The sequence below is a fragment of the Staphylococcus arlettae genome (assembly GCF_002902345.1).
Classification (GTDB): domain Bacteria; phylum Bacillota; class Bacilli; order Staphylococcales; family Staphylococcaceae; genus Staphylococcus; species Staphylococcus arlettae.
On record NZ_PPQB01000005.1, the window covers coordinates 580,003 to 603,803 of the forward strand.

Annotated in this window: 20 protein-coding genes; 1 reads left to right on the top strand and 19 read right to left on the bottom strand. The window is 33.4% G+C overall.

Annotation, left to right across the window (positions count from 1 at the left end; genetic code table 11):
- Nucleotides 1-279: 279 nt before the first annotated feature.
- Nucleotides 280-1,149 carry a hypothetical protein gene (locus CD036_RS02940; protein ID WP_103387943.1) on the top strand — a complete coding sequence of 290 codons (870 nt, stop codon included), beginning with the start codon at nt 280-282 and terminating at the stop codon, nt 1,147-1,149.
- A gap of 45 nt (nt 1,150-1,194) precedes the next feature.
- On the opposite strand, the gene CD036_RS02945 is transcribed toward CD036_RS02940, so the two are convergent.
- The 19 genes from CD036_RS02945 to xerC form a co-directional block, all read right to left on the bottom strand.
- A complete protein-coding gene (locus tag CD036_RS02945) occupies nt 1,195-2,172 on the bottom strand; it encodes a hypothetical protein (protein WP_103387944.1) in 978 nt (325 codons plus the stop codon).
- 140 nt (nt 2,173-2,312) lie between these two features.
- Nucleotides 2,313-4,403: a translation initiation factor IF-2 gene (gene infB / locus CD036_RS02950; protein WP_002510993.1), complete on the bottom strand. Its 2,091-nt coding sequence runs from the start codon at nt 4,401-4,403 to the stop codon at nt 2,313-2,315.
- Between the two features lie 4 nt (nt 4,404-4,407).
- Nucleotides 4,408-4,725 carry a L7Ae/L30e/S12e/Gadd45 family ribosomal protein gene (locus CD036_RS02955; RefSeq protein WP_002510992.1) on the bottom strand — a complete coding sequence of 106 codons (318 nt, stop codon included), beginning with the start codon at nt 4,723-4,725 and terminating at the stop codon, nt 4,408-4,410.
- Nucleotides 4,722-5,006, bottom strand: a complete 285-nt coding sequence (gene rnpM, locus CD036_RS02960) for an RNase P modulator RnpM (RefSeq protein ID WP_002510991.1) — start codon at nt 5,004-5,006, stop codon at nt 4,722-4,724. Before rnpM ends, CD036_RS02955 begins: the two co-directional genes overlap by 4 nt.
- A gap of 16 nt (nt 5,007-5,022) precedes the next feature.
- Nucleotides 5,023-6,201, bottom strand: a complete 1,179-nt coding sequence (gene nusA / locus CD036_RS02965) for a transcription termination factor NusA (protein ID WP_103387945.1) — start codon at nt 6,199-6,201, stop codon at nt 5,023-5,025.
- Between the two features lie 19 nt (nt 6,202-6,220).
- Entirely contained in the window at nt 6,221-6,688 is a 468-nt protein-coding gene (gene rimP, locus CD036_RS02970; RefSeq protein ID WP_103387946.1) for a ribosome maturation factor RimP, read from the bottom strand.
- A 215-nt stretch (nt 6,689-6,903) separates the two neighbouring features.
- Nucleotides 6,904-11,220: a PolC-type DNA polymerase III gene (locus tag CD036_RS02975; RefSeq protein ID WP_103387947.1), complete on the bottom strand. Its 4,317-nt coding sequence runs from the start codon at nt 11,218-11,220 to the stop codon at nt 6,904-6,906.
- Nucleotides 11,221-11,387: 167 nt separating this feature from the next.
- Complete coding sequence (locus tag CD036_RS02980) at nt 11,388-13,091, bottom strand: proline--tRNA ligase (RefSeq protein ID WP_002510988.1); 1,704 nt, start codon at nt 13,089-13,091, stop codon at nt 11,388-11,390.
- 19 nt (nt 13,092-13,110) lie between these two features.
- On the bottom strand, nt 13,111-14,397 hold the full coding sequence (gene rseP / locus CD036_RS02985; RefSeq protein WP_021458855.1) for an RIP metalloprotease RseP: 1,287 nt from the start codon (nt 14,395-14,397) through the stop codon (nt 13,111-13,113).
- Nucleotides 14,398-14,738: 341 nt separating this feature from the next.
- Nucleotides 14,739-15,521 carry a phosphatidate cytidylyltransferase gene (locus tag CD036_RS02990; RefSeq protein ID WP_031266489.1) on the bottom strand — a complete coding sequence of 261 codons (783 nt, stop codon included), beginning with the start codon at nt 15,519-15,521 and terminating at the stop codon, nt 14,739-14,741.
- 16 nt (nt 15,522-15,537) lie between these two features.
- Nucleotides 15,538-16,302, bottom strand: a complete 765-nt coding sequence (gene uppS / locus CD036_RS02995; protein ID WP_103387948.1) for an undecaprenyl pyrophosphate synthase — start codon at nt 16,300-16,302, stop codon at nt 15,538-15,540.
- 253 nt (nt 16,303-16,555) lie between these two features.
- Nucleotides 16,556-17,110, bottom strand: coding sequence for a ribosome recycling factor (gene frr / locus CD036_RS03000; protein WP_103387949.1), 555 nt, complete (start codon nt 17,108-17,110; stop codon nt 16,556-16,558).
- 15 nt (nt 17,111-17,125) lie between these two features.
- The gene (gene pyrH, locus CD036_RS03005; protein WP_002510983.1) at nt 17,126-17,848 is read right to left on the bottom strand and encodes a UMP kinase; all 723 of its coding nucleotides are present in this window, start codon (nt 17,846-17,848) and stop codon (nt 17,126-17,128) included.
- Between the two features lie 135 nt (nt 17,849-17,983).
- Nucleotides 17,984-18,862, bottom strand: coding sequence for a translation elongation factor Ts (tsf, locus tag CD036_RS03010; protein ID WP_002510982.1), 879 nt, complete (start codon nt 18,860-18,862; stop codon nt 17,984-17,986).
- Nucleotides 18,863-18,954: 92 nt separating this feature from the next.
- Complete coding sequence (rpsB, locus tag CD036_RS03015; RefSeq protein ID WP_021458857.1) at nt 18,955-19,746, bottom strand: 30S ribosomal protein S2; 792 nt, start codon at nt 19,744-19,746, stop codon at nt 18,955-18,957.
- Between the two features lie 219 nt (nt 19,747-19,965).
- On the bottom strand, nt 19,966-20,739 hold the full coding sequence (codY, locus tag CD036_RS03020) for a GTP-sensing pleiotropic transcriptional regulator CodY (protein WP_103387950.1): 774 nt from the start codon (nt 20,737-20,739) through the stop codon (nt 19,966-19,968).
- 25 nt (nt 20,740-20,764) lie between these two features.
- A complete protein-coding gene (gene hslU / locus CD036_RS03025) occupies nt 20,765-22,168 on the bottom strand; it encodes an ATP-dependent protease ATPase subunit HslU (RefSeq protein WP_103387951.1) in 1,404 nt (467 codons plus the stop codon).
- Nucleotides 22,169-22,284: 116 nt separating this feature from the next.
- Nucleotides 22,285-22,827, bottom strand: coding sequence for an ATP-dependent protease subunit HslV (hslV, locus tag CD036_RS03030; RefSeq protein WP_002510979.1), 543 nt, complete (start codon nt 22,825-22,827; stop codon nt 22,285-22,287).
- 2 nt (nt 22,828-22,829) lie between these two features.
- Nucleotides 22,830-23,720, bottom strand: coding sequence for a tyrosine recombinase XerC (xerC, locus tag CD036_RS03035; protein WP_002510978.1), 891 nt, complete (start codon nt 23,718-23,720; stop codon nt 22,830-22,832).
- Nucleotides 23,721-23,801: the final 81 nt, after the last annotated feature.

The following is a 23,801-nucleotide window of genomic DNA, read 5'->3' on the forward strand; positions in this document are numbered from 1 at the left end:
CTATATATATATACAGTTAAGCACTATTTTTATTCCTAACTGTTAAATCATGTAATAAAGTTACATAAAATTAAGATTTTCAAAACGATTTAACTTCCTAACTGTTTAATTTTATTGCTTAACTGTTATATCACAATTTTAACTTACCACAATTTCATATCAATAAAGTTATGTTATTTATAAAAATGTAAAATAACTTTAAATACAAAAACTATATTCCAAATAAATTAAGTGTGGTATAATTTAAAAGCTCAAAATATTATTGGGAGGAGTAATTGGTTGGAGAAAACAGAAAGAGTTTTATACATATATACTCGTTTATTACATGGAATGAAGTTGAACAAAAGTGAGTTAGCACATAAATTAAACGTAAATGAACGTTCAATCCAAAGAGATTTTAGTGATATAAATAATTTTATTTTCGAAGATGACACTTGGGTTGATCAAAAAGCTAAAGTAGCATATGACACCACAACAGCAATGCATAGTTTACAAACGATACCTATCAAAATTAGAAAGCAAATGATAATTGCCTTATTATACCAAATGAAAGAAACATTACCCTTTATACAAGAAGAAAGTTATCGATTTTTAAAACAATATTCTTTATCCAATCAGCATCATAAATGGTATATACATAATTTACTTAATAATTTTCAGGTGAGTAAGAACAAGATATTTTCAGAAACATTAATTGAAGCAACCCAATGTATCAATAATAAATTTAATATAAACATTCATACATCCCAAAATACTACAATTTATGTCAGTCCGTTATACATACATTATATCGACGACAATTATTGGCTGACATACATTTATAACTCCACAATAAGTTCTATACGTTTTAGTGATATTGTCAAATTAACTTCAACTACTACATCTTACGATATTTCCATTATGCAACTTACTAATATAGTGACAATTCAATGTGACAATAGCTTATGGCATTGTTTACAAAATGAATATGTTATCCTTGACTACGATTCCACCGAAAATTTTAAAACTGCTGAAGTTATTATGTCGCAAATAGAATGTCTATCTGTAGCTAAACGGTTTCCTCAAAAGATTAAAATTATTAGCCCTCAAAATTATAAAGAGGCGTATATCAACCATTTAACAGCTGCTTTAGCACACTATTCATCATAAATCAGACGTTAAATAAAGGGACGTCAGTACAGACGCCCCTTTAGTCTAAAAATTATTTAATGCTTGATAAATATCTGATTTACCCATTAAGCGATCTTCTTTTAAATGTTGTTTCCACTTATAAAAATCACTTTTTGACAATGTCCTTTTTTGTTTTAATTTTTCCAACTGCTCTCTATAACTTAAAATATTACCTAATGTTAAATACTTGTTTTGTTTTGAAGCAAAAACAAACATATTATCTATTAACATTTGACATTCTTCAGGTGTAAATACTTTTATAAAGTTAGAAGTCCAAAATTCTTCTTCACGTACAATAAATATTCTCTTACGACCATCTCTTACCATATTCGCAAATAATTCACCAATTTTACGTTGTGAAGGTAAGGTATGTCCACTTAGTGTTAAGAATTCTTTAGGCACACCGGCTTGGTAACTGGTTTGATACGGAAAATAGTTAAATAACATAAGTCTGTTTGGATCTATATTAAATTGTTTTAAAATAGAGGATTCACTGTAAAAGTATTTCATAAACCATATGTGTTGATCTTCATATGGTAGAAATTTTTTCTCATCAAATCCCAGCTCATTTCCGCGCAAATCTTGCAAAATACGATTTCTCAAGCGGATTTTACGTTCACCGTCAACTAACGGATTGTCTGTGCGAAAGTCATTTTCAGGTTGTTTATTTAAAATAATAATGTCAGCTTTCTTTGGATTACCAAAATAAGGTTGAGGAATCATTGGATTAATCGGCTTGTCTTTTAGTAATATATTGTGTCGCTGCTTATCAACGAAAATTTTATTATTTGCAAAATTTATCATTTTTTCAAATCTAGGAATAGTTGTAAAATCATTGCCAAATTGCGATTTAAAATACTCTAGGTCTTCAGGATGTAAAAATGCAGTAATGTCATTATTGTCAGCAATTAAATTCAAAGTCTTCTCACTGTACTCATTGTTATAATTTGCAAGATATTGTTTCCAAAAGTGATTTAAATTATTTAACTGCTTAGTTGTCATATAAATTCCTCCATCACATTTTCACTTACAAGTTTAAACGATTGCCTAGACACTTATTGTCAATCGATCATTAACTATTCCTTTTTAACGAAAAAATACACTTCTTAAACAACCAGAAGTGTATTTTTTCATTATCTAAGTTATCTTTTTATTTCTACCATCTCATAGGCTTCTATAATGTCGCCTTCTTTAAGGTCATTATATTTTTCAATTGTGATACCACATTCGTATCCTTGTGCCACTTCTTTAACATCATCTTTATAACGTTTAAGTGTGTCTAATTCACCTTCAAATTGTACGACACCGTCTCTGATGACACGAACGCCTGCATTTCGAGTGATTTTGCCATCGGTAACATAACTACCAGCAATTGTACCTACTTTTGATACTTTGAATGTTTGACGAACTTCTGCTTGTCCGATTACTTGTTCTTCGAATTCTGGATCAAGCATACCTTTCATGGCAGATTCTATTTCTTCGATAACTGTGTATATAACTCGGTGTAAACGCATATCTACGTTTTCAGCTTCTGCTGAACGTTTCGCACCTGTATCTGGACGAACATTAAAACCGATAATGATACCGTTTGAAGCATTTGCTAATGTTACGTCTGATTCATTAATCGCACCTACTGCAGTGTGAATAATACGTACATTTACGCCTTCAACATCGATTTTCATCAATGATGCTGCAAGTGCTTCTACGGAACCTTGAACATCACCTTTGATGATAACATTCAGGTCTTTCATCTCACCTTGTTTCATTTGTTCGAATAAATTATCTAGTGATACATTTTTACTTTCTTGACGTTGTTGTAAAATATTTTCTTCATGACGTGCTTCACCAATACGACGTGCTTGTTTTTCATCTGAGAAAATAACAAAACGATCTCCTGCTTGTGGCACATCATTAATACCTGTAATTTCTACTGGTGTTGATGGTCCAGCTGATTTAATTCGTTGACCTAAATCATTGACCATTGCACGAATTCTACCATACGTATTTCCAACAACAATTGAATCTCCAACATTTAATGTACCATTTTGTACTAGTAGAGAAGCAGAAGGTCCACGTGATTTATCTAACTCAGCTTCAATAACAGTTCCTACTGCGCGTTTATCAGGATTAGCTTTTAATTCTTGTACTTCTGACACTAAAACTATCATTTCTAATAAACTATCGATACCATCACCACTTAATGCTGAAAGTGGTACGAAAATCGTATCGCCGCCCCAGTCTTCAGGTACTAAACCATATTCTGTTAATTCCTGCATCACACGATCCGGATTAGCAGTCGGCTTATCAACTTTATTTACTGCGACAATTGTTGGAACATTTGCTTCTTTGGCGTGATTAATAGCTTCAATTGTTTGTGGCATTACACCATCATCAGCAGCAACTACTAAAATAGTAATATCCGTAACTTGAGCACCACGTGCACGCATCGTCGTAAAGGCTGCGTGACCTGGTGTATCTAAAAATGTGATTTTCTTGCCATCATTTTCGATTTGATAAGCACCAATATGCTGAGTTATGCCACCAGCTTCACCAGCAGTTACTTTCGTGTGACGAATTGAATCTAATAAAGTCGTTTTACCATGGTCAACATGACCCATAATTGTAACAACAGCCGGTCTTTCAATTGCATCTTCATCGTCTTCTTCATCATCAAAATAAATTGATAAATCTTCTTCATTAATAACTATCTCTTTTTCAATTTCAACACCATAATCATCAACAATTAATTCAAGTGTTTCTTCATCTAATGATTGATTAATGTTGGCCATAATGCCAAGTAAGAATAATTTTTTAACTATTTCAGAAGAATCTACATTTATTTTTTCTGCTAATTCACCAACAGTAATACCATCTTGATAAGTTATTTTAGCTGGAATTTCTTTTACTTCTGGTTGACTGTCACGTTGTTGTTTTTTATTTTGTTTACCATTATTCTTTTTGTTCTGTTGCTTTTTGTTTTTATTAGGTTTTTGGTTATTTTTTTGCTGTTGTTTTTGATTATTTTGAGCTGGTTTGTCAGCTTTTGACGCATTAGCTTTATTATTCGATTGAGTGCTCGGTTTAAACTTCTTGTTTAATTGGGCAATTTGATCGTCTTCTAATGCTTGCATGTGGTTTGATACTTCCACATTCATTTTTTTTAATTCATCAATTACATCTTTACTTTTTAAATTTAATTCTTTAGCATATTCGTAAATTCTTTGTTTACTCATATAGTCACTCCTTACGATATTCTTCTATCATAGACAATAGCTTTTTAGCAAAACCCTGATCAGTAATACCGATGTGCACACGGTCAGATTTTCCTATAGCTTGTCCTAATTCCGTTCTAGTTCCAAATATTCGAAATGATATATGGTAACTTTCACATTTATTTTGCACTACTTTTGTAGTATTGTCAGAAGCATCTGAAGCAATAATAACAAGCTTAACTTTGTTCTTTTTTATTTCATTAAGAACTACAGCTTCACCTGTTTTTACTTTGCCTGCACGCATAGCTAATCCTAAAAAATTCACGATATTTTCTTTATTCATTTTGGAATCTCTTCACGATAAATCAATCGAATAATTTCTTGGTATACTGGTGCTAAAGTGTCAGCATCAGCTTTAAAGTATTTTTCTAATACACCTTTTTGCTGTGCTTCTTCAACTTGTTGGACATTTTTAGAAACATATGCACCGCGTCCCGGTTTTTTACCTGTAGCATCAGCGAAGATTTCATTATCTTTATTAATTACCACTCTAATCATGTCAGTTTTCGGGTGCATTTCATTGGATAGTATACATTTACGCATTGGAATTTTTTTCTTTTTCATAAAGTAATCACCCCAATTATTTTTCTTGTTCTTCGTCGTCTGGTGTTGCGTCTATATCTTGTTCAATTGCTACATCTGCTTCTTCAGATAATGACAATGTATCCTCTTCAGCAATTGCCTCATCTTCATCTGTTGCAACATGAGGATATACACCTGCTTCACGTGCGTCACTTTCAGATTTGATATCAATTTTCCAACCAGTTAATTTAGCTGCTAAACGTGCATTTTGTCCACGCTTACCAATTGCTAATGATAGTTGATAATCTGGTACTACAACTATTGTTGATTGGTTTTCAGTATCTACAATAACTTCAAGCACTTGTGATGGACTTAACGCATTTTGAACGAAAACTTTTGGATCTTCATTCCACTGCACTATATCAATTTTTTCGCCACCAAGCTCTTCAACTACTGCTTCTACACGTGCACCTTTAGAACCTACACAAGCACCTACAGCATCAATGTCTGGATTATCTGAGTGCACACTAATTTTTGAACGGTCACCCGCTTCACGTGCGACTGATTTAACAACTACTGTGCCATCAAATATTTCTGGTACTTCTTGTTCAAATAAACGTTTTAGTAAGCCTGGATGACTTCTAGACACATATATTTGAGGTCCTTTTGTTGTTTGTTCTACTTTGTTAACGAAGACTTTAATTCTCTCATTAGGAATGTATTTTTCATTAGGACTTCTTTCAGCTTCTGAAAGTACTGCTTCAGTGCGTCCTAAATTAACATACACATAACGATGATCTACTCTATCGATTAGACCAGTAACAATGTCTTCTTCTTTATCGATAAATTCATCATATAAAATTTCGCGCTCTGCATCTCTTAAACGTTGCATAACTGCTTGTTTTGCAGCTTGTGCGCCCACACGTCCAAAGTCATTAGGTGTCACATCTTCTTCATATATATCACCTAATTCATACGCTGGGTTTTTAACAAGTGCTGTGCTTAAATCGATTTCGTCACGATCATCGAATACTTCCTCAACAACTTCTTTGCGCGCTATAACTTTAAATACGCCTTCGTCCATATTTAATTCAACACGAACATTTCGCGCACTATCATAGTTCTTTTTATAAGCAGTAATTAAAGCTGCTTCAATTGCATCAATCAGCACTTCTCTTGGAATCTTTTTCTCTTTTTCTAAATATTCAGTAGCTAACAATAACTCGTTACTTGACACTTTGTCCCCTCCTAATCACTTAAAGCATTACAGAATGACGTGCTTTAGCAATTTTGTTTCTTGGAATTTCAATATTTTTAGTTTTTGCTTTATCTTTAACTTCCATAACTATATGTTCCTCGTTGACAGCTTGTAATGTACCTAACCATTCTTTTTCACTTTCGATTGGTGCATACAATGAGACAAAAATAGGTTTATTCACAGCGTTTTGGAAATCTTGTTCATTTTTAATTGGTCTTTCGGCTCCTGGTGAAGCAACATCTAAATAATACATTTGTTGAATTGGATCATTTTCATCCATAACTTCACTTATTTTTTCAGATGCTAACGTACAATCATTTAAGTCTACGCCGCCTTCTTTATCGATTGACACTCTTAAAAAATGATCTTTACCTTCTTTTGTAAACTCAACGTCCACTAATTCATAATTTAAGTCAGTTAATACAGGTTGAATCAATGCTTCAACTTGTTGAATTATTTTACTCATGCTGACCTCCTTTTTTGGCAAATAGAAAAGAGCGGGTAATAAGCCCACTCTTCCTGCCTGAGTCTAATCTTTTAACAAATATATTATACCATATGTTCATGATGGGCACAAATAAGTATATATGCAAGCTCGTATTAACGTTGAGCTGAAGTGTATATTTACATATCTTACATAAATATTTAGCTTAACTTTATTTTCTTCATACATGCTTAATTTTACATATCAAAAATTGATAGTTGTGCTTTATCTGGTAAATTTGGTAATGAACCTAATTCATCAAGGTAGTCAATAACTTTTTGTGATAAACCGGCTTTTTTGTTTAAATCTTCCTTCGATAAAAATGGACCTTCTTCACGTGCATCTACGATTCGTTTCGCAACATTCTCACCTAATCCTGGTACCGAAATAAATGGAGGAATTAAACTATCTTCTTCTATAACAAACTCGAAAGCTTTACTTTTCTCTAAGCTGATAGGTTGCATTCTATAGCCACGTTGTGCCATTTCATTCATTATTTCTAATACTGTTAGTGTGTCTTTTTCTTTTTTTCCTAAGTCCATATATCGACTATACATATCTTTAACCGTATTTCTGATACCTTCTTTATCTTTAATCATAGAAATTAAATCAAAGTCAGAAGCTCTTACTGTAAAGTAGCTTGCATAATAAAATAATGGATGATGTACTTTAAAGTAAGCAATTCTTACCGCCATTAATACATATGCAGCTGCGTGAGCTTTCGGGAACATGTATTTAATTTTACGACATGAATCTAAATACCAATCTGGTACTTCGTTATCTACCATAGCCTCTACCATGTCATCTGTTAAACCTTTACCTTTACGCACAAACTCCATTGTTTTAAAGGCTAATGATGGCTCTAAGCCGTTATACATTAAATACACCATAATATCATCACGACAACAAATAACGCTGGATAAATCACATGTTCCTGATCTAATAAGATCTTGTGCATTACCTAACCACACGTCAGTACCATGGGATAGTCCAGAAATTCTAACTAATTCTGAAAAAGAAGTAGGTTTTGTGTCTTCTAACATTTGTCTAACAAATCCTGTACCAAACTCTGGTACACCGAAAGTTCCTGTTTTACATAATATTTCATCTTCTGTTACACCTAAAGGCTCAGGAGAACTAAATATACCCATAGTTGCTTTATCGTCTACTGGTATTGTTTTTGGATCAATACCTGATAAATCTTGTAACATACGAATCATCGTTGGATCATCGTGTCCTAAAATATCTAACTTCAATACATTATCGTGTATCGAATGGAAATCAAAATGTGTTGTCATCCATGAAGATGATTGATCATCAGCTGGATATTGCACCGGTGTAAAATCATAAATATCCATATAATCAGGCACTACGATAATACCACCTGGATGTTGCCCAGTTGTACGCTTAACACCAGTACATCCTTTTACTAAACGATCAACTTCTGCACCTCGTTTATGGATGCCTTGGTCATTTAAAAATCCTTTTACAAAACCAAAAGCTGTTTTTTCAGCTACAGTACCTATCGTACCCGCACGGAACACTTTATCTTCACCAAATAACACTTTAGTGTAGTTATGTGCCTCTGGTTGATATTCACCACTGAAGTTAAGGTCAATATCAGGTACTTTGTCGCCTTTAAAACCTAAAAATGTTTCAAATGGAATATCTTGTCCTTCTTTAATTAACTCGCTACCACATGTTTCACAAGATTTATCTGGTAAATCAAAACCAGAACCTACAGAACCATCATTAAAGAATTCACTTGTTTTACATTTAGGACAAATATAATGAGGTGGTAATGGGTTTACTTCGGTAATTTCTGTCATAGTAGCAACAAAGCTTGAACCTACAGAACCACGAGAACCTACAAGATAGCCATCATCCAATGATTTTTTCACTAACCGTTGTGAAATTAAGTAAATCACTGAGAAACCGTTACCGATAATACTCGCTAGCTCTTTTTCTAAACGGTCGATAACTATTTGTGGTAAATCCTCACCATATAACGCTTTAGCATTGCCATAACTCATTTCGCGAATTTCTTCATTTGCACCGTCCATACGTGGCGTATAAAGTTCATCTTTAATAGGTACGACACGCTCAATACGATCTGCGAGTGCGTTAGTATTCGCTACAACTACTTCATAAGCTTTTTCTTCACCTAGAAAATGGAATTCATCAAGCATTTCATCTGTAGTTCTAAAGTGCGCCTCCGGTAGTGTCGAACGATTTAATGGGTTACCAGGTTGAGCGGCAATTAAAATTTTACGTGCGATGGCATCATGTTCGTATAAATAATGCGCATTACCTGTCGCAATCACTGGTATGTTAGCCGCAGCACCTGCTTGAATAAGACGTTCATATATTTCGTGTAAAGTATTATTATCTCTTATCAATTCTCGATCAATTAGATCTTGATATAGTGCAGGTGGTTGCATTTCAATAAAATCATAGTATTTAGCAATTTTTTCCACTTGTGATTGATCTTTTTGCATAACTGCAGTAAAAATTTCACCTTCATCACATGCTGAACCTACTAACAAGCCTTCACGGTGTTCATCTAATAAAGAACGCGGTATACGAGGCGTTCTGTAATAGTACTGTACCAATGACGCGCTAACAATTTTAAATAAATTTTTCAAACCTTCTTGGTTTTGTACAATTAATGTTACATGATTTGGACGTGCACGTTTATATGCATCTTCATTTGATAATGATTTATTAATATCTTGATGATTCGATACATTCAGTGACTCTAACTGTTTCAACATTTTAATGAAAATGTATGCTGTTGCTTCGGTATCATAAATTGCTCTATGGTGCTGTGTTAATTCTACGCCGTATTTTTTAGCTAAGAAATTCAATCCATGTTTACCGTATTCGGTATTAATTGTTCTGGATAGCTCTAACGTATCAATAACACCATTTGTTGATGCACCTAATCCAGCACGCTCATATCCTGTGTCGATAAAGCCCATATCAAATGATGCATTATGAGCTACAAATATAGCATCTCCGACCCATTCTTTAAATTCTGTTAATACTTCATCCGCTTCTGGCGCATCGACTAACATGTCATCAGATATATGAGTTAAATTTTTAATAGTTTCTGATAAACGCTCATGTGGATTACTAAAGCGTTCAAATTTATCAATTATTTCACCATCATGCACTTTCACCGCAGCAAGTTCAATAATTTTATCGTATTGGTTTGATAATCCAGTCGTCTCAACGTCAAATACCACATACGTAGCGTCTTTTAAATTTCTATCCGTTGGTTTATAGGCAATTGGTACACCATCGTCGACTAACATACCTTCCATACCATAAATCATTTTAATTCCATTCTTTTCAGCTGCATTATGTGCATCTGGAAATGCTTGAACTACGTTATGGTCTGTAACAGCAATTGCTTTATGCCCCCATTTAGCAGCCTGTTCTACGTAAGATCCAATATTAGGGATGCCATCCATTTGACTCATTGCTGTATGTAGATGAAACTCAACTCTTTTGTCTTCTGCTTTATCTTGTTTTGATGCTTTTTTTATTTCTTCAATATCTGCCATCATCATCACTAAGTCACGCACAAAAGTATCTTCTTCAATACGACCTTGTGCTCTAACCCATTTACCTACACTTAATGCCTTGAAGTGTGCTAAATCATCTTTATTTTTACGTGTGAACATTTTTAATACTAATGAATCTGTGTAATCTGTTACTTTTAATTCGACAATATGTCGTCCACTTTTTAACTCTTTTAAGTTAATATCAAAAATAACACCTTCAATAGCAACTTTGAATTCTTCTTCAATAATCGATTCTATAGGTCTCACATTTTCAACTTGAATTGGTTTTCCTATTTGACACTTACTTACAGCACTTTCATTATTATCTTGCTGTTTGGCTTTTTCAGCTTTCATTTTTTCAAGTTTTTCAGTGGCTTCCTTAGCACTTTTCTCATCTTCTTCTTGTATATGTGCTTCTAATGAAGCTAAATCATCTTCCGTACTGACATTATCGGTTTCAAATATCACTTTATTAATGTTAAAACCACATGTTTTTAATGCTTTAACTAAACTACCATTACATGCTTTATCAAAATGGTTACGTTCCACATCATTTTGGCACATAACTTTAATAGCATCGCCTGACATAATTAAACGTTTTTGCTTAAGCTGTCCTTTTACTTTTGGAGAAAGTTGTGTTTGGTCGATACAATGACTGAAATACTTCAATACATATTCATCTTGTTGTGACGTATCTGTAATTTCAAAACTCCATCTAACATCGGCTATTGTTTTAAATTCTTCAGTTATAGCATTCGTAAATAACAGATAATCTTCAATGGATAAAAAATGTGGCAACGCAATTTGAAATTCCCATGTCCTATTCTTTGATGACACATCTATCCTTTTTAATTCACCATTTTCTAGGATAGTAGAATCAAGTTGGTTTGCAATTTTTATTTGGTCAGCTAGGATTCTAAATTTTTCCTGATTTGTCATTGTCATGACGAAAACCACCTTACTTTATATTACACTTTTATAATTAAACCTCTACATTTAGCATTTATAACTATAATAAATGCACCATTGTACAGTTACAATGATGCATTTACTTTCGAACATTTAAAATACGTTATATATTATAGCAAAAATTAGTATGTTTTGCTTCTGTTTTATTTTACTTGAGCATACAATGCTGTAACATAATCTACCAATTCAGACACAGCTACATCTTCACTTTCGCCAGTGTCACGACGTTTTACTTCGACAATACCTTCTGCCGCATTTTTACCAACGACTACTCTAACTGGAAGTCCAATTAAATCAGCATCATTAAATTTAACACCCGCACGTTCTTTACGATCATCATATAACACATCAAAAGATTGACGTAAGTCATCATACAATTGGTCACCCAATTCACGTTGTTCATCTTTTTTCGGATTCAATGTTATGACGTGTATATCAAAAGGTGCTATTGCTTTTGGCCAGATAATACCACTATCATCATTATTTTGCTCAACAGCTGCACTCAACGTACGAGACACTCCAATACCGTAACAACCCATTAATAATGGTTGTGCTCTGCCTTGGTTATCTAAAAATGTTGCATTCATTGCTTCAGAATATTTTGTACCCAATTTAAACACTTGTCCTACTTCAATGCCTTCTGCAAATTTTGCAATACCAGCATCGTTTGCTAATGATTCACCTTCAAGAATAAATCTGAAGTCCCCATAATTTTCTACAGTGAAATCTCTATCGACATTAGCGTTTAGTAAATGGTAACCATCTTCATTGGCACCGACTACAATATTATTTAAATCTTGTAATGCGTTATCTGCATAAATTTTAATATCTTTTTCAAAAATCGGACCTAATGAACCAGGATTAGCACCAAGTAAATTTACAATTTCAGCTTGTGTCGCTAAGTCAATGTGATCTGTTTCAAAGTAAGCTTTTAGTTTCACATCATTTATTTCGTGATGACCTCTTACTAACACCATGATAAATTCACCATCAACTTTGAAAATCATTGATTTTGTAATTTCATCTAATGGTTTATTTAAGAAATCAGCTAACTCTTGAGCAGTGTGAACATTAGGTGTCTCGATTTTTGTTAACTCTTTAACATCATCGTGTTTAACATTCGGTACATAAGCTACTTCTGCTTTTTCAATGTTGGCAGCATAGTCTGTTGTTTCACTGTAAACAATCGTATCCTCTCCAATATCACTCAACGCCATAAATTCATGTGTATGGCTACCACCGATAGCACCAGAATCAGCTACTACTGGACGGACGTTTAAGCCTACTCGACGGAATATATTTGTATATGCTTGTGACATATCCTGATATGTTGTTTCTAGTGATGCTTCATCTGCATGGAATGAATAAGCATCTTTCATAATAAATTCACGGCCACGTAATAACCCAAATCTAGGTCTCTTTTCATCTCTAAATTTAGATTGAATTTGGAATAATGTTAATGGTAATTGCTTATAAGATTTCAGTTCATCTCGCACAATCGATGTTACGACTTCTTCATGCGTAGGTCCTAAGGCAAATTCTCTACCATGACGGTCTGTTAAACGCATCAATTCTGGACCGTAAGACCCCCAACGACCTGATTCTTCCCATAATTCCGCTTGTTGTAATGCTGGCATTAAAATTTCAACTGCATCGATAGCTTCCATTTCCTCACGCACAATTGTTTCAATATTATTTAATACGCGTGCCGCTAATGGTAAATAGCTATAAATACCACTTGTGCTTTGTTTTATTAGTCCAGCTTTCAACAATAAACGATGGCTTAATGCATCTGCACCAGCAGGTACTTCTTTCATTGTTGGTATAAAAACTTTAGATTGTTTCATTTAATTGCTCCTCCTAATCTTATAAGAAATAACGTTGTATATCATTCCACGTTACTAATACCATAATTATTAAAACAAAGACTGCGCCAATAGCTACGATCGTTGTTTCAGCTTTTTTATTTACAGGTTTTCTAAAAATAGCTTCATAAATAACAAATAAAATTCGGCCACCATCTAACGCCGGAATTGGTAACAAGTTCATTAAACCTAAGTTAACACTTAATAATGCAGTCCATGAAATTAAATTAATAATACCAGTTTTCACCACTGAATCTACCGAGTGATAAATACCTACCGGACCATTTAACATGTCGAATGAGAAATTACCTGTAAAAATACTTGCTATCATACTTACAATCGCAGTAAATATCAATTTACCAGCTTCTACAGATTGTGTAATTCCTGACAGTATCGGCTTAAATATTGTATGTTCTGTTTGAGATTCAAAACCTAAAATATATCGTGTTTCTGTTTTAGTTTTTGTTAATTGCTGTTCTATTTTCTTTGGTTTTATATTTAAATTTTCGGTTTTACCATCTCGTTTAATGGTAAGTTGTGTTGTTTTGTCTTTATTGTCTTGCAATGCCTCATCTATATCACTTTTATCATCTATATTATGACTACCAATCTTTACAATTGTATCGTCACTTTGCAAGCCAGCTTTATCGGCTGGTGAATTCCCTTGTACATTATCTACTGTATTGGTTGGTGTTCCTTGATAATAGGCAAGTCCAATAAACAATGCTAAAGTAAGCAAGAAATTGAAAAGTGGCCCAGCAAATAGTGTAAGGAATTTTTGATATGGCTTTTTATATGTGAATTGACGATTACGTGGCGCAATTTGAATTAAACTTCCATGTTCCACAAAATAAGCTTTTTTCGCAATATTAAAATGATGACGTTCTTGATCATGTGCAGTGACACCTTCAATAAACATGCCAGCTTTAAAATCGCACTGTTTTACTTCTAACGCTTCGATTTGTTGAAACTTGTGTTGGTCATCTAAAATAATGTGCGTAATTTCATCTTGCTCATTTGTTTTTATTTTAACATGCATACCAGGTTGGACTGGCGGTTCTTCTAAACCATCTCCAGCCATACGAACATAACCACCAACCGGCAATAATCTAATCGTATATAATGTTTCATTTTTTCTAAAACTAAAAATTTTCGGCCCCATACCTATGGCAAATTCAGGACACATAATACCCGCTCTTTTAGCGAAAAACATATGTCCATACTCATGAACAGATACGAGTACACCAAAAACGACAATAAATGCAAATATCGTTACTAAGAAACTCAAATTAACTACACCTCGTATTTTTATTTAAGATTATGTTTAAATGTGTGTTACAACCTGTCTAAATCATTCAAGTTGAACAGTAATTGTATCATGTTATACACATGAATATTATTATAACACTTCATTAGTTAAGCAATTTTCACACTAACATAAAAGTACTTTACTATGAATCAGTGACTATTAAATTTCACCTTGTTAAAAGGAGTTAAGAAATAAAATAACTTTACAATGACTGTTAGTTATTTTACCTCATTAACTCCTTCGCTACAACTTTATAAACATTATTCAATTTTATTTCCATACGAGTGCAGATCATTTAACTTGAACTATTTCATTAACTCCTACACTTGTATCAATAAAATGTTAACGAGTGGTAATACAAACATAAAGCTATCAAAACGATCTAATATCCCACCATGTCCTGGTAACAATCTACCAGAATCTTTTACACCAAAGTGGCGTTTGAATCCTGATTCTACTAAATCACCTAATTGTCCAAATGCACTTAAGATAATTGTGATTATCAGTAATAACCATGTTACAGTTTGAAAATCCACAAATAAAATCATTATTAATGGCACCAATAAACTACAGAATAATCCACCAATAAATCCTTCTATCGTTTTGTTAGGGCTAATTACAGGCCATAATTTATGCTTGCCCATTAAGCGTCCAAAAATATATGCACCAGTATCAGTTAACCACACAACTAAAAATGCAAACAATATGAAGTGTAATCCTTCAGAGCGAGTTTCATACAAATACATAAAACCTATTCCTACGTATGCCACTGACATCAAACAGAAAGCTGCATCCATAAAGCTGAATCTGTTTTTAGATAATACTGTATAACTTAAAAGTATAAAACTAATCGCAATTAAAGATTTTAATTGAAAGTCATTGACCCACGTGCCAGCATCTTGCGGCAACATAATAATTAATATACCTAGTGCACATATGATACCAGGAACTGATAAAAACTTAATCATATTCATATTCAACAATTCTTTTAATCCAATAAAAGCAAGCAAATACGAAAACAACATCAGTATGAATCCACCCTTTAGTAGTATAGGTAGAAAGACAATAAGGGCAACTATCGCAGTTAAAGTTCTAACTTTCATACTATTCTCCTATCTTTTATAGCCCACCAAAACGTCTCTGGCGTGACTGATAAATTTTTATACAATTTTCTAATTCATTTTTATCAAAATCTGGCCACAGTTTCTCATTAAATATAAATTCACTATATGACACTTGCCAAATTAAAAAATTACTAATACGTTGTTCTCCAGATGTTCTAATTAATAAGTCAGGATCTGGATACTTATTAGTAAATAAATATTCTGAAATTAATGCTTCAGTAATGTCTTCAGCACATGCTTGTTTTTTTGACAACTGTTCGTATAGTGATTTCACACTATGCACAATTTCCGCGCGTCCGCCATAATTAATTGCAAAAATTAATTTCATGCCCGTATTATTTTTCGTATCTTCTTTCGCCTTATCAATGGCTTTTAATGTTGAAGAAGGTAAATTATCGATGAATCCAATTGTTTCTACTTTAACATTGTTTTCGATTAATTCAGGCAAAAATGTTTTCAAAAAGTTTACAGGCAAATTCATAATATAATTAACTTCACTTTCAGGTCTTGACCAATTCTCTGTCGAAAACGCATAAAGTGTTAAATACTTAATTCCCATATCACTTGCGGCTTTAGTAATTTTCTTTACTGTTTGCATGCCCTCATAGTGGCCTTTAATACGTGGTAATTTTCGTTTTTTTGCCCAACGACCATTACCATCCATAATAATCGCAATATGTTCTGGTATATTATGTAAGTCTGAATCACTATGTTCTTGAATTGACTGTGATTTCTTCTTATTTTTAAGATTTTTAAACATGGTATTTCCTCCGAGCATGGTCATCTCTGTATATTATAATAGCTTATTTATACAATTATCTACCATTTTATCATAATAAATAAGTACGTTGCATAAACAAATAAAAAACTGTACCAAAGTCTGATTTGATACAGTCCATATATAACATAATACTCTCTACACTTGTATGAAAGCATTATTACACATGCTAGTTTCAAATACGTATACTAACTTATGCATGAACAAATCGTCATCGGTACAGTAATAACCATGATTATACTGACATAATATCGTTTTCTTTTTCTTCTAACAGTCTGTCAACTTCTTTAATAGAATCATCAGTTAATTTTTGAACATCATCTGTTTGTGATCTTAAATCATCTTCAGTGATATCGCCATCTTTTTCTTGTTTTTTCAAGAAGTCGTTTGAGTCACGACGCACGTTACGAATAGCAACTTTCGCATTTTCAGCGATTTTTTTAACTTCTTTAACTAACTCTTTACGTCGTTCTTCAGTTAAAGCTGGAACTGAAATTCGGATTACTTCACCATCACTTGAAGGATTTACACCTAAATTAGCAGCGATGATTGCTTTTTCTACATCTGCAACTGATGATTTATCATAAGGTGAAATAACTAATAAACGTGCTTCTGGTACATTGATACTCGCTAATTGTTGAACTGGTGTTGCCGCTCCGTAATAATCTACAGTTACACCATTTAGTAGATTTGAGTTGGCTCTACCTGCACTAATGTTAGCTAATTCTCTAGAAAAACTGTCTATAGTCTTTGTCATCTTACTTTTAGTGTCGTTAATTATGTCACTCATTTTTTACACCTCAAATTATTTTGTAATTAATGTTCCTATTTTCTCGCCCATTACAGCACGTTTAATGTTTCCTTCTTCCATAATTGAGAAGACATTTAATGGAATATTATTATCCATACAGAAAGAAGAAGCAGTTGAATCCATTACTTGTAACCCTTCTTGTAACATTTGGATATGTGTTAAATGTTCGTATTTAATCGCATCTTTGTCGATTTTCGGATCTGCAGAATAAACACCATCAACATTATTTTTACCCATTAAAATTACATCAGCTTCTACTTCAGCTGCACGCAATGCCGCTGTTGTATCTGTAGAGAAATATGGATTACCAATACCAGCAGCAAAAATGACTACTCTCTTTTTCTCTAGGTGTCTAATCGCACGTCTACGAATATATGGTTCTGCTACTTGTTTCATTTCGATAGATGTAAGTACTCGAGTATCACACTCTAGTTGTTCTAAACTATCTTGTAATGCTAATGCATTCATTACTGTAGCTAACATACCCATATAATCAGCCGTACCACGGTCCATTCCTAAATCGGCACCTGTTTTACCTCTCCAAATATTACCTCCACCTACAATTACAGCGATTTCACAATCCATCTTTGCAACTTCAGCAACTTGACTCGCAACACTTTTAATTATCATAGGGTTAATACCACTACCCTTATCACCTGCAAGTGCTTCTCCACTTAATTTTAAAACAACACGTTTGTATTTTGAAGTTTCAGCCATTGTCTTATCCTCTCTATTGTAATGATATGTAATTGATACAAGTAAAGAAGACACAATAGGTCTTCCAATACAAAAGGTTGTCTTTTATACGGAGGCACAAAAGGTGTCTTCTTTCTTGTTCAACATTATGAAAGATTATTTCATTTGCCCTTTAACTTCATCAGCAAAGTTTTCTTCACGTTTTTCCATACCTTCGCCTACTTCATAACGTACGAAGTCAACAAGTTTTCCACCTTTAGATTTTAAGTAAGCTTCAACTGTTTGATCTGGATCTTTTACGAAGTTTTGGTCTACAGCACAAATTTCTTGTAAATATTTACGTAAACGACCTTCTACCATTTTTTCAACGATATTTTCTGGTTTACCTTCATTTAATGCTTGTTGTTTTAATACATCTCTTTCGTGAGCAATTTCATCTTCATTAACTTGTTCAGATGAAACATATTTAGGGTTAATAGCTGCGATATGCATAGCAACATCTTTAGCAGCTTCTTCGTCTGTTGTACCTTCAACAACTGTAAGCACACCAATACGTCCGCCCATATGTTTGTAACTACCGAAAGCATCGTTATCAGTTTTAGTTTTCATTGCGAAACGACGAATGCTTAATTTTTCTCCAATTGTAGCAATTGATTCTTTCATGCGCTCATCTACTGATTTACCATCAGCTAATTTAGTTTCAAGTAAAGCTTCTACAGAATCAACTTTTGTTTCAAGTACTTGTGTAGCAACTTCTTTAACTAATGCTTGGAAACCTTCGTTACGAGCAACAAAGTCAGTTTCTGAGTTAATTTCAACGATTGCTGCATCGTTTCCTTTAACTTCTACATGTACTAAGCCTTCTGCTGCGATACGATCAGCTTTTTTAGCTGCTTTAGAGATACCTTTTTCACGTAAGTAATCAATTGCTTTATCAATATCTCCATCAGTTTCAGTTAACGCTTTTTTACAGTCCATCATACCAGCGCCAGTTTTTTCACGTAATTCTTTAACAAGTTTAGCTGAAATTGCCATTTCGAATTCCTCCATTATTTCATGAATTATAATATTTATTTTTAAAAAAAGGTGATAAGCTTCATTATCTTATCACCCATTTTACATTATTCTTAGTTTGATTCAACAGAAGTGTCTTCTTCAGTTGATGCTGATTCAGTAGCTTCTTCTTTTGATTCTTCTAAATCAATATTTTGTTCAGCTGCTACTTCTTCATTAGATACACCTTGTTGACCTTCTAAGACTGCATCTGCCATTTTACCAGTTAATAATTTAACGGCACGGATAGCATCATCGTTTGCTGGGATAACGTAATCGATTTCGTCAGGATCACAGTTTGTATCCACGATACCTACGATTGGGATGTTAAGTTTACGTGCTTCAGCAATTGCGTTACGCTCTTTACGAGGGTCAACAACAAATAATGCTTGAGGCATAGATTTCATATCACGAATACCACCTAAGAATTTGTTTAAGCGGTCATATTCTTTTTTAAGTTCTACTACTTCTTTTTTAGGTAATACTTCGAACAAGCCATCTTCTTCCATTTTTTCAATTTCAGAAATACGTTTGATACGTTTAGAAATTGTTTTATAGTTAGTTAAAATACCACCTAACCATCTTTGGTTTACGTAAAATTGACCAGCACGTTCTGCTTCAGCTTTAACTGATTCTTGTGCTTGTTTTTTAGTACCAACAAATAGTACACGTCCACCATCTTCAGAGATTTGCTTGATGAAGTTATAAGCTTCTTCAACTTTTTTCACTGTTTTTTGTAAATCGATAATGTAGATACCATTTCTTTCAGTGAAAATGTATCTTTTCATTTTAGGGTTCCAACGGCGTGTTTGATGACCGAAATGAACACCTGCTTCTAGTAATTGTTTCATTGAAATTACTGCCATAATTAAAATCCTCCTATTGGTTTTTACCTCCATAAACAGCTCGTATAAACACGACGTATTAACAGCGCACCCTTTATACTTCTACTGTTTATGTGCGTATTGGCTCTTTAGCCGTTATTAAATATATCATAAGAAAATATATAAAGCAATAAAATAATATTAAAGATTTTCAAATTAAAAACGACGCATTGTAAAATATTACGTCGTTTTTAGTCTTAATTATTTAAAGCGCGATAGTTCATCTAAGAACTTTTCTTTCTTAACTTTGATAAATGTCCCTTTCATTCCTAAAGAACGAGACTCTATAACTCCGGCACTTTCAAGTTTTCTTAACGCATTTACAATTACTGATCTAGTAATACCTACACGATCAGCTACTTTAGAAGCGATTAATAATCCTTCTTTGCCTCCAAGCTCTTCAAAGATATGATCGATAGCTTCACTCTCTGAGTAAGATAAAGAATTTATCGCCATATTAATTGCAGCTTTGTCTCTAGCTTCTTGTTCTACTTCGTTATGTTTTTCACGTAGAATTTCCATACCGATTACTGTCGCTGCATATTCACCTAAGACTAAATCATTTTCTGAGAAGTCATCTTGTACACGTCCAAGTACAAGTGTACCTAAACGTTCTCCCCCACCTAAGATTGGGAAAATAGTTGTTTTACTTTGTGCAAATAACTCTTGGTTTTCTGGTGGGAATACTGTTAATACGTTAGCAATATCGATATTAGATTGAGTTTCTTTTACATCCATTAATTTGTCTGTATACTCTGTAGGGATGTGACGATTTTCAAGCATTTGAATAATACGTTCGTTTTTTAATAGTTCATTTAAACTTGATCCTAATATTTTCCCTTTTCTAGATACGATAAATACATTTGTCACTGTAACGCTACTAATTGTTTGCGCCATATCCTTAAAATCAACTGCAATACCTTTATGCTTTTGTAAAAGTGTATTAAGCTCTCTTGTTTTTAATAATAGACTCATTATTGCTGCTCCTTTTTAATTTGAATTATAAAATAAATGCACTTAAATCTTTATTAGTTGAAATAGATTTTAATTTATCGTCTACATATTGTGGTGTAATATCTACAACAGCGTTTGGCATATTTGGTGCTTCATACGATAAATCTTCTAACATTTTTTCTAAGATAGTGTGTAAACGTCTAGCTCCAATATTATCTGTATCTTGATTTACTTGATAAGCAATTTCCGCTAATCGTTGAACTGCATCTGTTGTGAAATTCACTGTCACATCTTCTGTTTGTAATAATGCTTCATACTGTTTGATAAGTGATAACTTAGGCTCAGTTAATATGCTCACAAAGTCAGATACTGATAAACTCTCTAATTCAACACGAATTGGAAATCTACCTTGTAATTCAGGAATTAAATCACTTGGTTTAGATACGTGAAAGGCTCCGGCACCTATAAACAGCATATGCTCCGTGCTTACAGTACCATATTTAGTTTGAACCATGCCACCCTCAACAATCGGTAAAATATCGCGTTGTACACCTTGACGTGAAACATCTTGACCAGAATTTTGGTTACTTGTTGCCACTTTATCGATTTCATCAATAAAAATGATACCCATTTGTTCTGCTAAATTAATCGCTTCTTGATTCGCAGTTTCTTGGTCAATGAGCTCATCTGCAAATTCATCTGCAAGAATTTTACGTGCTGTTTTAACCGGAACTTCTCGTTCTACTTTTTTCTTAGGCATAAGTTGATTCATCATATCTTGCATTTGCTGATTTTGGTTAGTACCAAGCATACCCATGGCACCTGGATCTTGTTCAACTTTAATTCTAACTTTTTCTTCTTCAAGTTTACCTTTCAACAGTTCACTTTTAATTTCAGATCTTTTAGTTTTAATTTCTTCTGTAGGTGGTTCCTCTTCTTCTTCGTTATTTTGACCAAAGTTTGACATGGCACCACCAAATAGTGATTCTAACGGATTAGATGTTTGACTTGCTTTCTTCTTCATACTCGGAACAAGCAGTTTCACTAGTTTATCATTAGCTTTTTGTTCAGCTTCGTCTTTAACTAATAATTTCTTTTGTTCTTTAACTAAACGAATAGCAACATCAACTAAATCTCTAACCATACTTTCAACATCACGACCAACATAACCTACTTCTGTGAATTTTGTTGCTTCAACTTTAATAAAAGGTGCGCCTACAATTTTAGCCATTCGACGGGCAATTTCTGTTTTCCCAACACCTGTTGGTCCAATCATTAAAATATTTTTAGGTGCAATTTCTTGTTTTTCCTCGTCTGAAAGCAAGCTCCTTCTATAACGATTGCGCAATGCTATGGCTACTTTTCGTTTGGCATCATGTTGACCGACAATATATTCATCTAATTTTGATACTATATCTTTCGGCGTTAATTTAATTCCATTATCATCCATAGTAATGATTCCCTCCATCTTCTAAACACAAAAATTGATGTTATAACAACGAATTACTTTAGAATTAATTTCAAATTTCATGTAATTCTGATTTTTTTTACGTTAAACAACTATGACTATAATTCTTCTACTATAATTTGGTCATTCGTAAATACACAAATGTCAGATGCAACTTTTAGACTTTCATAGGCCATTTCCTTAGCTGACATATGAGTTGCATGGCGTTTTAAAGCTCTTCCCGCACTCAAAGCATAATTCCCACCTGAGCCAATTGCGATTAAATCGTCATCTGGAGCAATAACTTCACCAGTACCACTCACAACAAGAATAGAAGTTTTATCCATGACGATTAACATAGCTTCTAATTGTCTCAATTGTTTATCTCCACGCCACTCTTGAGCTAATTCCACAGCAGCACGTTCTAAATTACCACTAAATTGTTGGAGTTTAGTCTCAAATTTTTCAAATAATGTAAAAGCATCTGCCACACTACCAGCAAAACCAGCAAGAACTTTACCATCGTATAATCTTCTTACTTTTCTAGCAGTTTGCTTCATAATTACTTGTTCTCCCAAAGTCACTTGTCCATCTCCGGCCATAGCAGAATGACCATTGTGTTGCACAGCATAAATTGTTGTTGCATGTAATGAAGTGCTCATTGTTAACTCTCCTTTTTTGCACGTGGATGTGCATTTAAATATACTTTCTTTAATTGCTCATTAGATACGTGAGTATATCGTCCCGTCGTTGACAGGTTTACATGTCCTAATAACGATTGTACAGTTCTCAAATCAGCACCTTGATTAAGCATATGCGTCGCGAATGTATGACGTAATTTGTGGGGATGTATTTCTGTAACTCCTGCCGTTCTTTTTACCACATCATTTAATACATAACGTACACCACGCTCAGTAATAGGTGCCCCATTCATATTAACTAATAAAAAGTCATGATTACTATTTAGTTTAGGTTTAAATTCCTGCAAGTAAACTTCAATACTTTGTCTACAAAACTCACCAAAAGGTACAAATCGTTCTTTATGACCTTTTCCTAACACCTTAACTCCTGGTGTCTGCATATCTAAGTCTTGTATTTTAATATTTACCAATTCTGATACACGAATACCTGTGGCATATAGTAATTCTAATATCACCCTGTCTCTCATACCTTTTTTAACATCAGTCGAAACGGTTTGAAATAATGCTTCCATTTCTTCTTCATAAAAAAAGTGGGGTAAATATTGTTCTTTTTTAGGGTGTACAAGCTGAACAAATGGATTCACAACTGTCTCATCTTGTGTCATCCAGTATTCATAAAAACTTCTCAGCGTTGAAATTTTACGCGAAACTGTAGTTCTTTTCAAGTTTTTTGAATATAAAAAACTTAAAAAGTTTCTTGCGTCTTTATATTCAAACGTATTTAAATTCAAATATTCTTGCTCTAAAAATGAATTGAATTGCACAATATCGTCATAATATGACTTTAGTGTATGTTCGGAAAATTGACGTTCTACTTTTAACATATAAAGATACGCTTCTTGAATTGTTTCCAATAAAAACCCCTCCATCATGTAGCATTGTAGCATATTGTTGGAGGGGACTGCTAAAAATAACTATTAAATTGTGTCTAATAT

Bases quoted from the DNA above. Each gene is read 5' to 3' on its own strand.
- CD036_RS02945 (WP_103387944.1), bottom strand. From the start codon at position 2,172: ATGACAACTAAGCAGTTAAATAATTTAAATCACTTTTGGAAACAATAT.
- infB (WP_002510993.1), bottom strand. From the start codon at position 4,403: ATGAGTAAACAAAGAATTTACGAATATGCTAAAGAATTAAATTTAAAA.
- CD036_RS02955 (WP_002510992.1), bottom strand. From the start codon at position 4,725: ATGAATAAAGAAAATATCGTGAATTTTTTAGGATTAGCTATGCGTGCA.
- rnpM (WP_002510991.1), bottom strand. From the start codon at position 5,006: ATGAAAAAGAAAAAAATTCCAATGCGTAAATGTATACTATCCAATGAA.
- rimP (WP_103387946.1), bottom strand. From the start codon at position 6,688: ATGAGTAAAATAATTCAACAAGTTGAAGCATTGATTCAACCTGTATTA.
- CD036_RS02975 (WP_103387947.1), bottom strand. From the start codon at position 11,220: ATGACAATGACAAATCAGGAAAAATTTAGAATCCTAGCTGACCAAATA.
- CD036_RS02980 (WP_002510988.1), bottom strand. From the start codon at position 13,091: ATGAAACAATCTAAAGTTTTTATACCAACAATGAAAGAAGTACCTGCT.
- CD036_RS02990 (WP_031266489.1), bottom strand. From the start codon at position 15,521: ATGAAAGTTAGAACTTTAACTGCGATAGTTGCCCTTATTGTCTTTCTA.
- uppS (WP_103387948.1), bottom strand. From the start codon at position 16,302: ATGTTTAAAAATCTTAAAAATAAGAAGAAATCACAGTCAATTCAAGAA.
- frr (WP_103387949.1), bottom strand. From the start codon at position 17,110: ATGAGTGACATAATTAACGACACTAAAAGTAAGATGACAAAGACTATA.
- pyrH (WP_002510983.1), bottom strand. From the start codon at position 17,848: ATGGCTGAAACTTCAAAATACAAACGTGTTGTTTTAAAATTAAGTGGA.
- tsf (WP_002510982.1), bottom strand. From the start codon at position 18,862: ATGGCAATTTCAGCTAAACTTGTTAAAGAATTACGTGAAAAAACTGGC.
- rpsB (WP_021458857.1), bottom strand. From the start codon at position 19,746: ATGGCAGTAATTTCAATGAAACAATTACTAGAAGCAGGTGTTCATTTC.
- codY (WP_103387950.1), bottom strand. From the start codon at position 20,739: ATGAGTCTATTATTAAAAACAAGAGAGCTTAATACACTTTTACAAAAG.
- hslU (WP_103387951.1), bottom strand. From the start codon at position 22,168: ATGGATGATAATGGAATTAAATTAACGCCGAAAGATATAGTATCAAAA.
- hslV (WP_002510979.1), bottom strand. From the start codon at position 22,827: ATGAGCACTTCATTACATGCAACAACAATTTATGCTGTGCAACACAAT.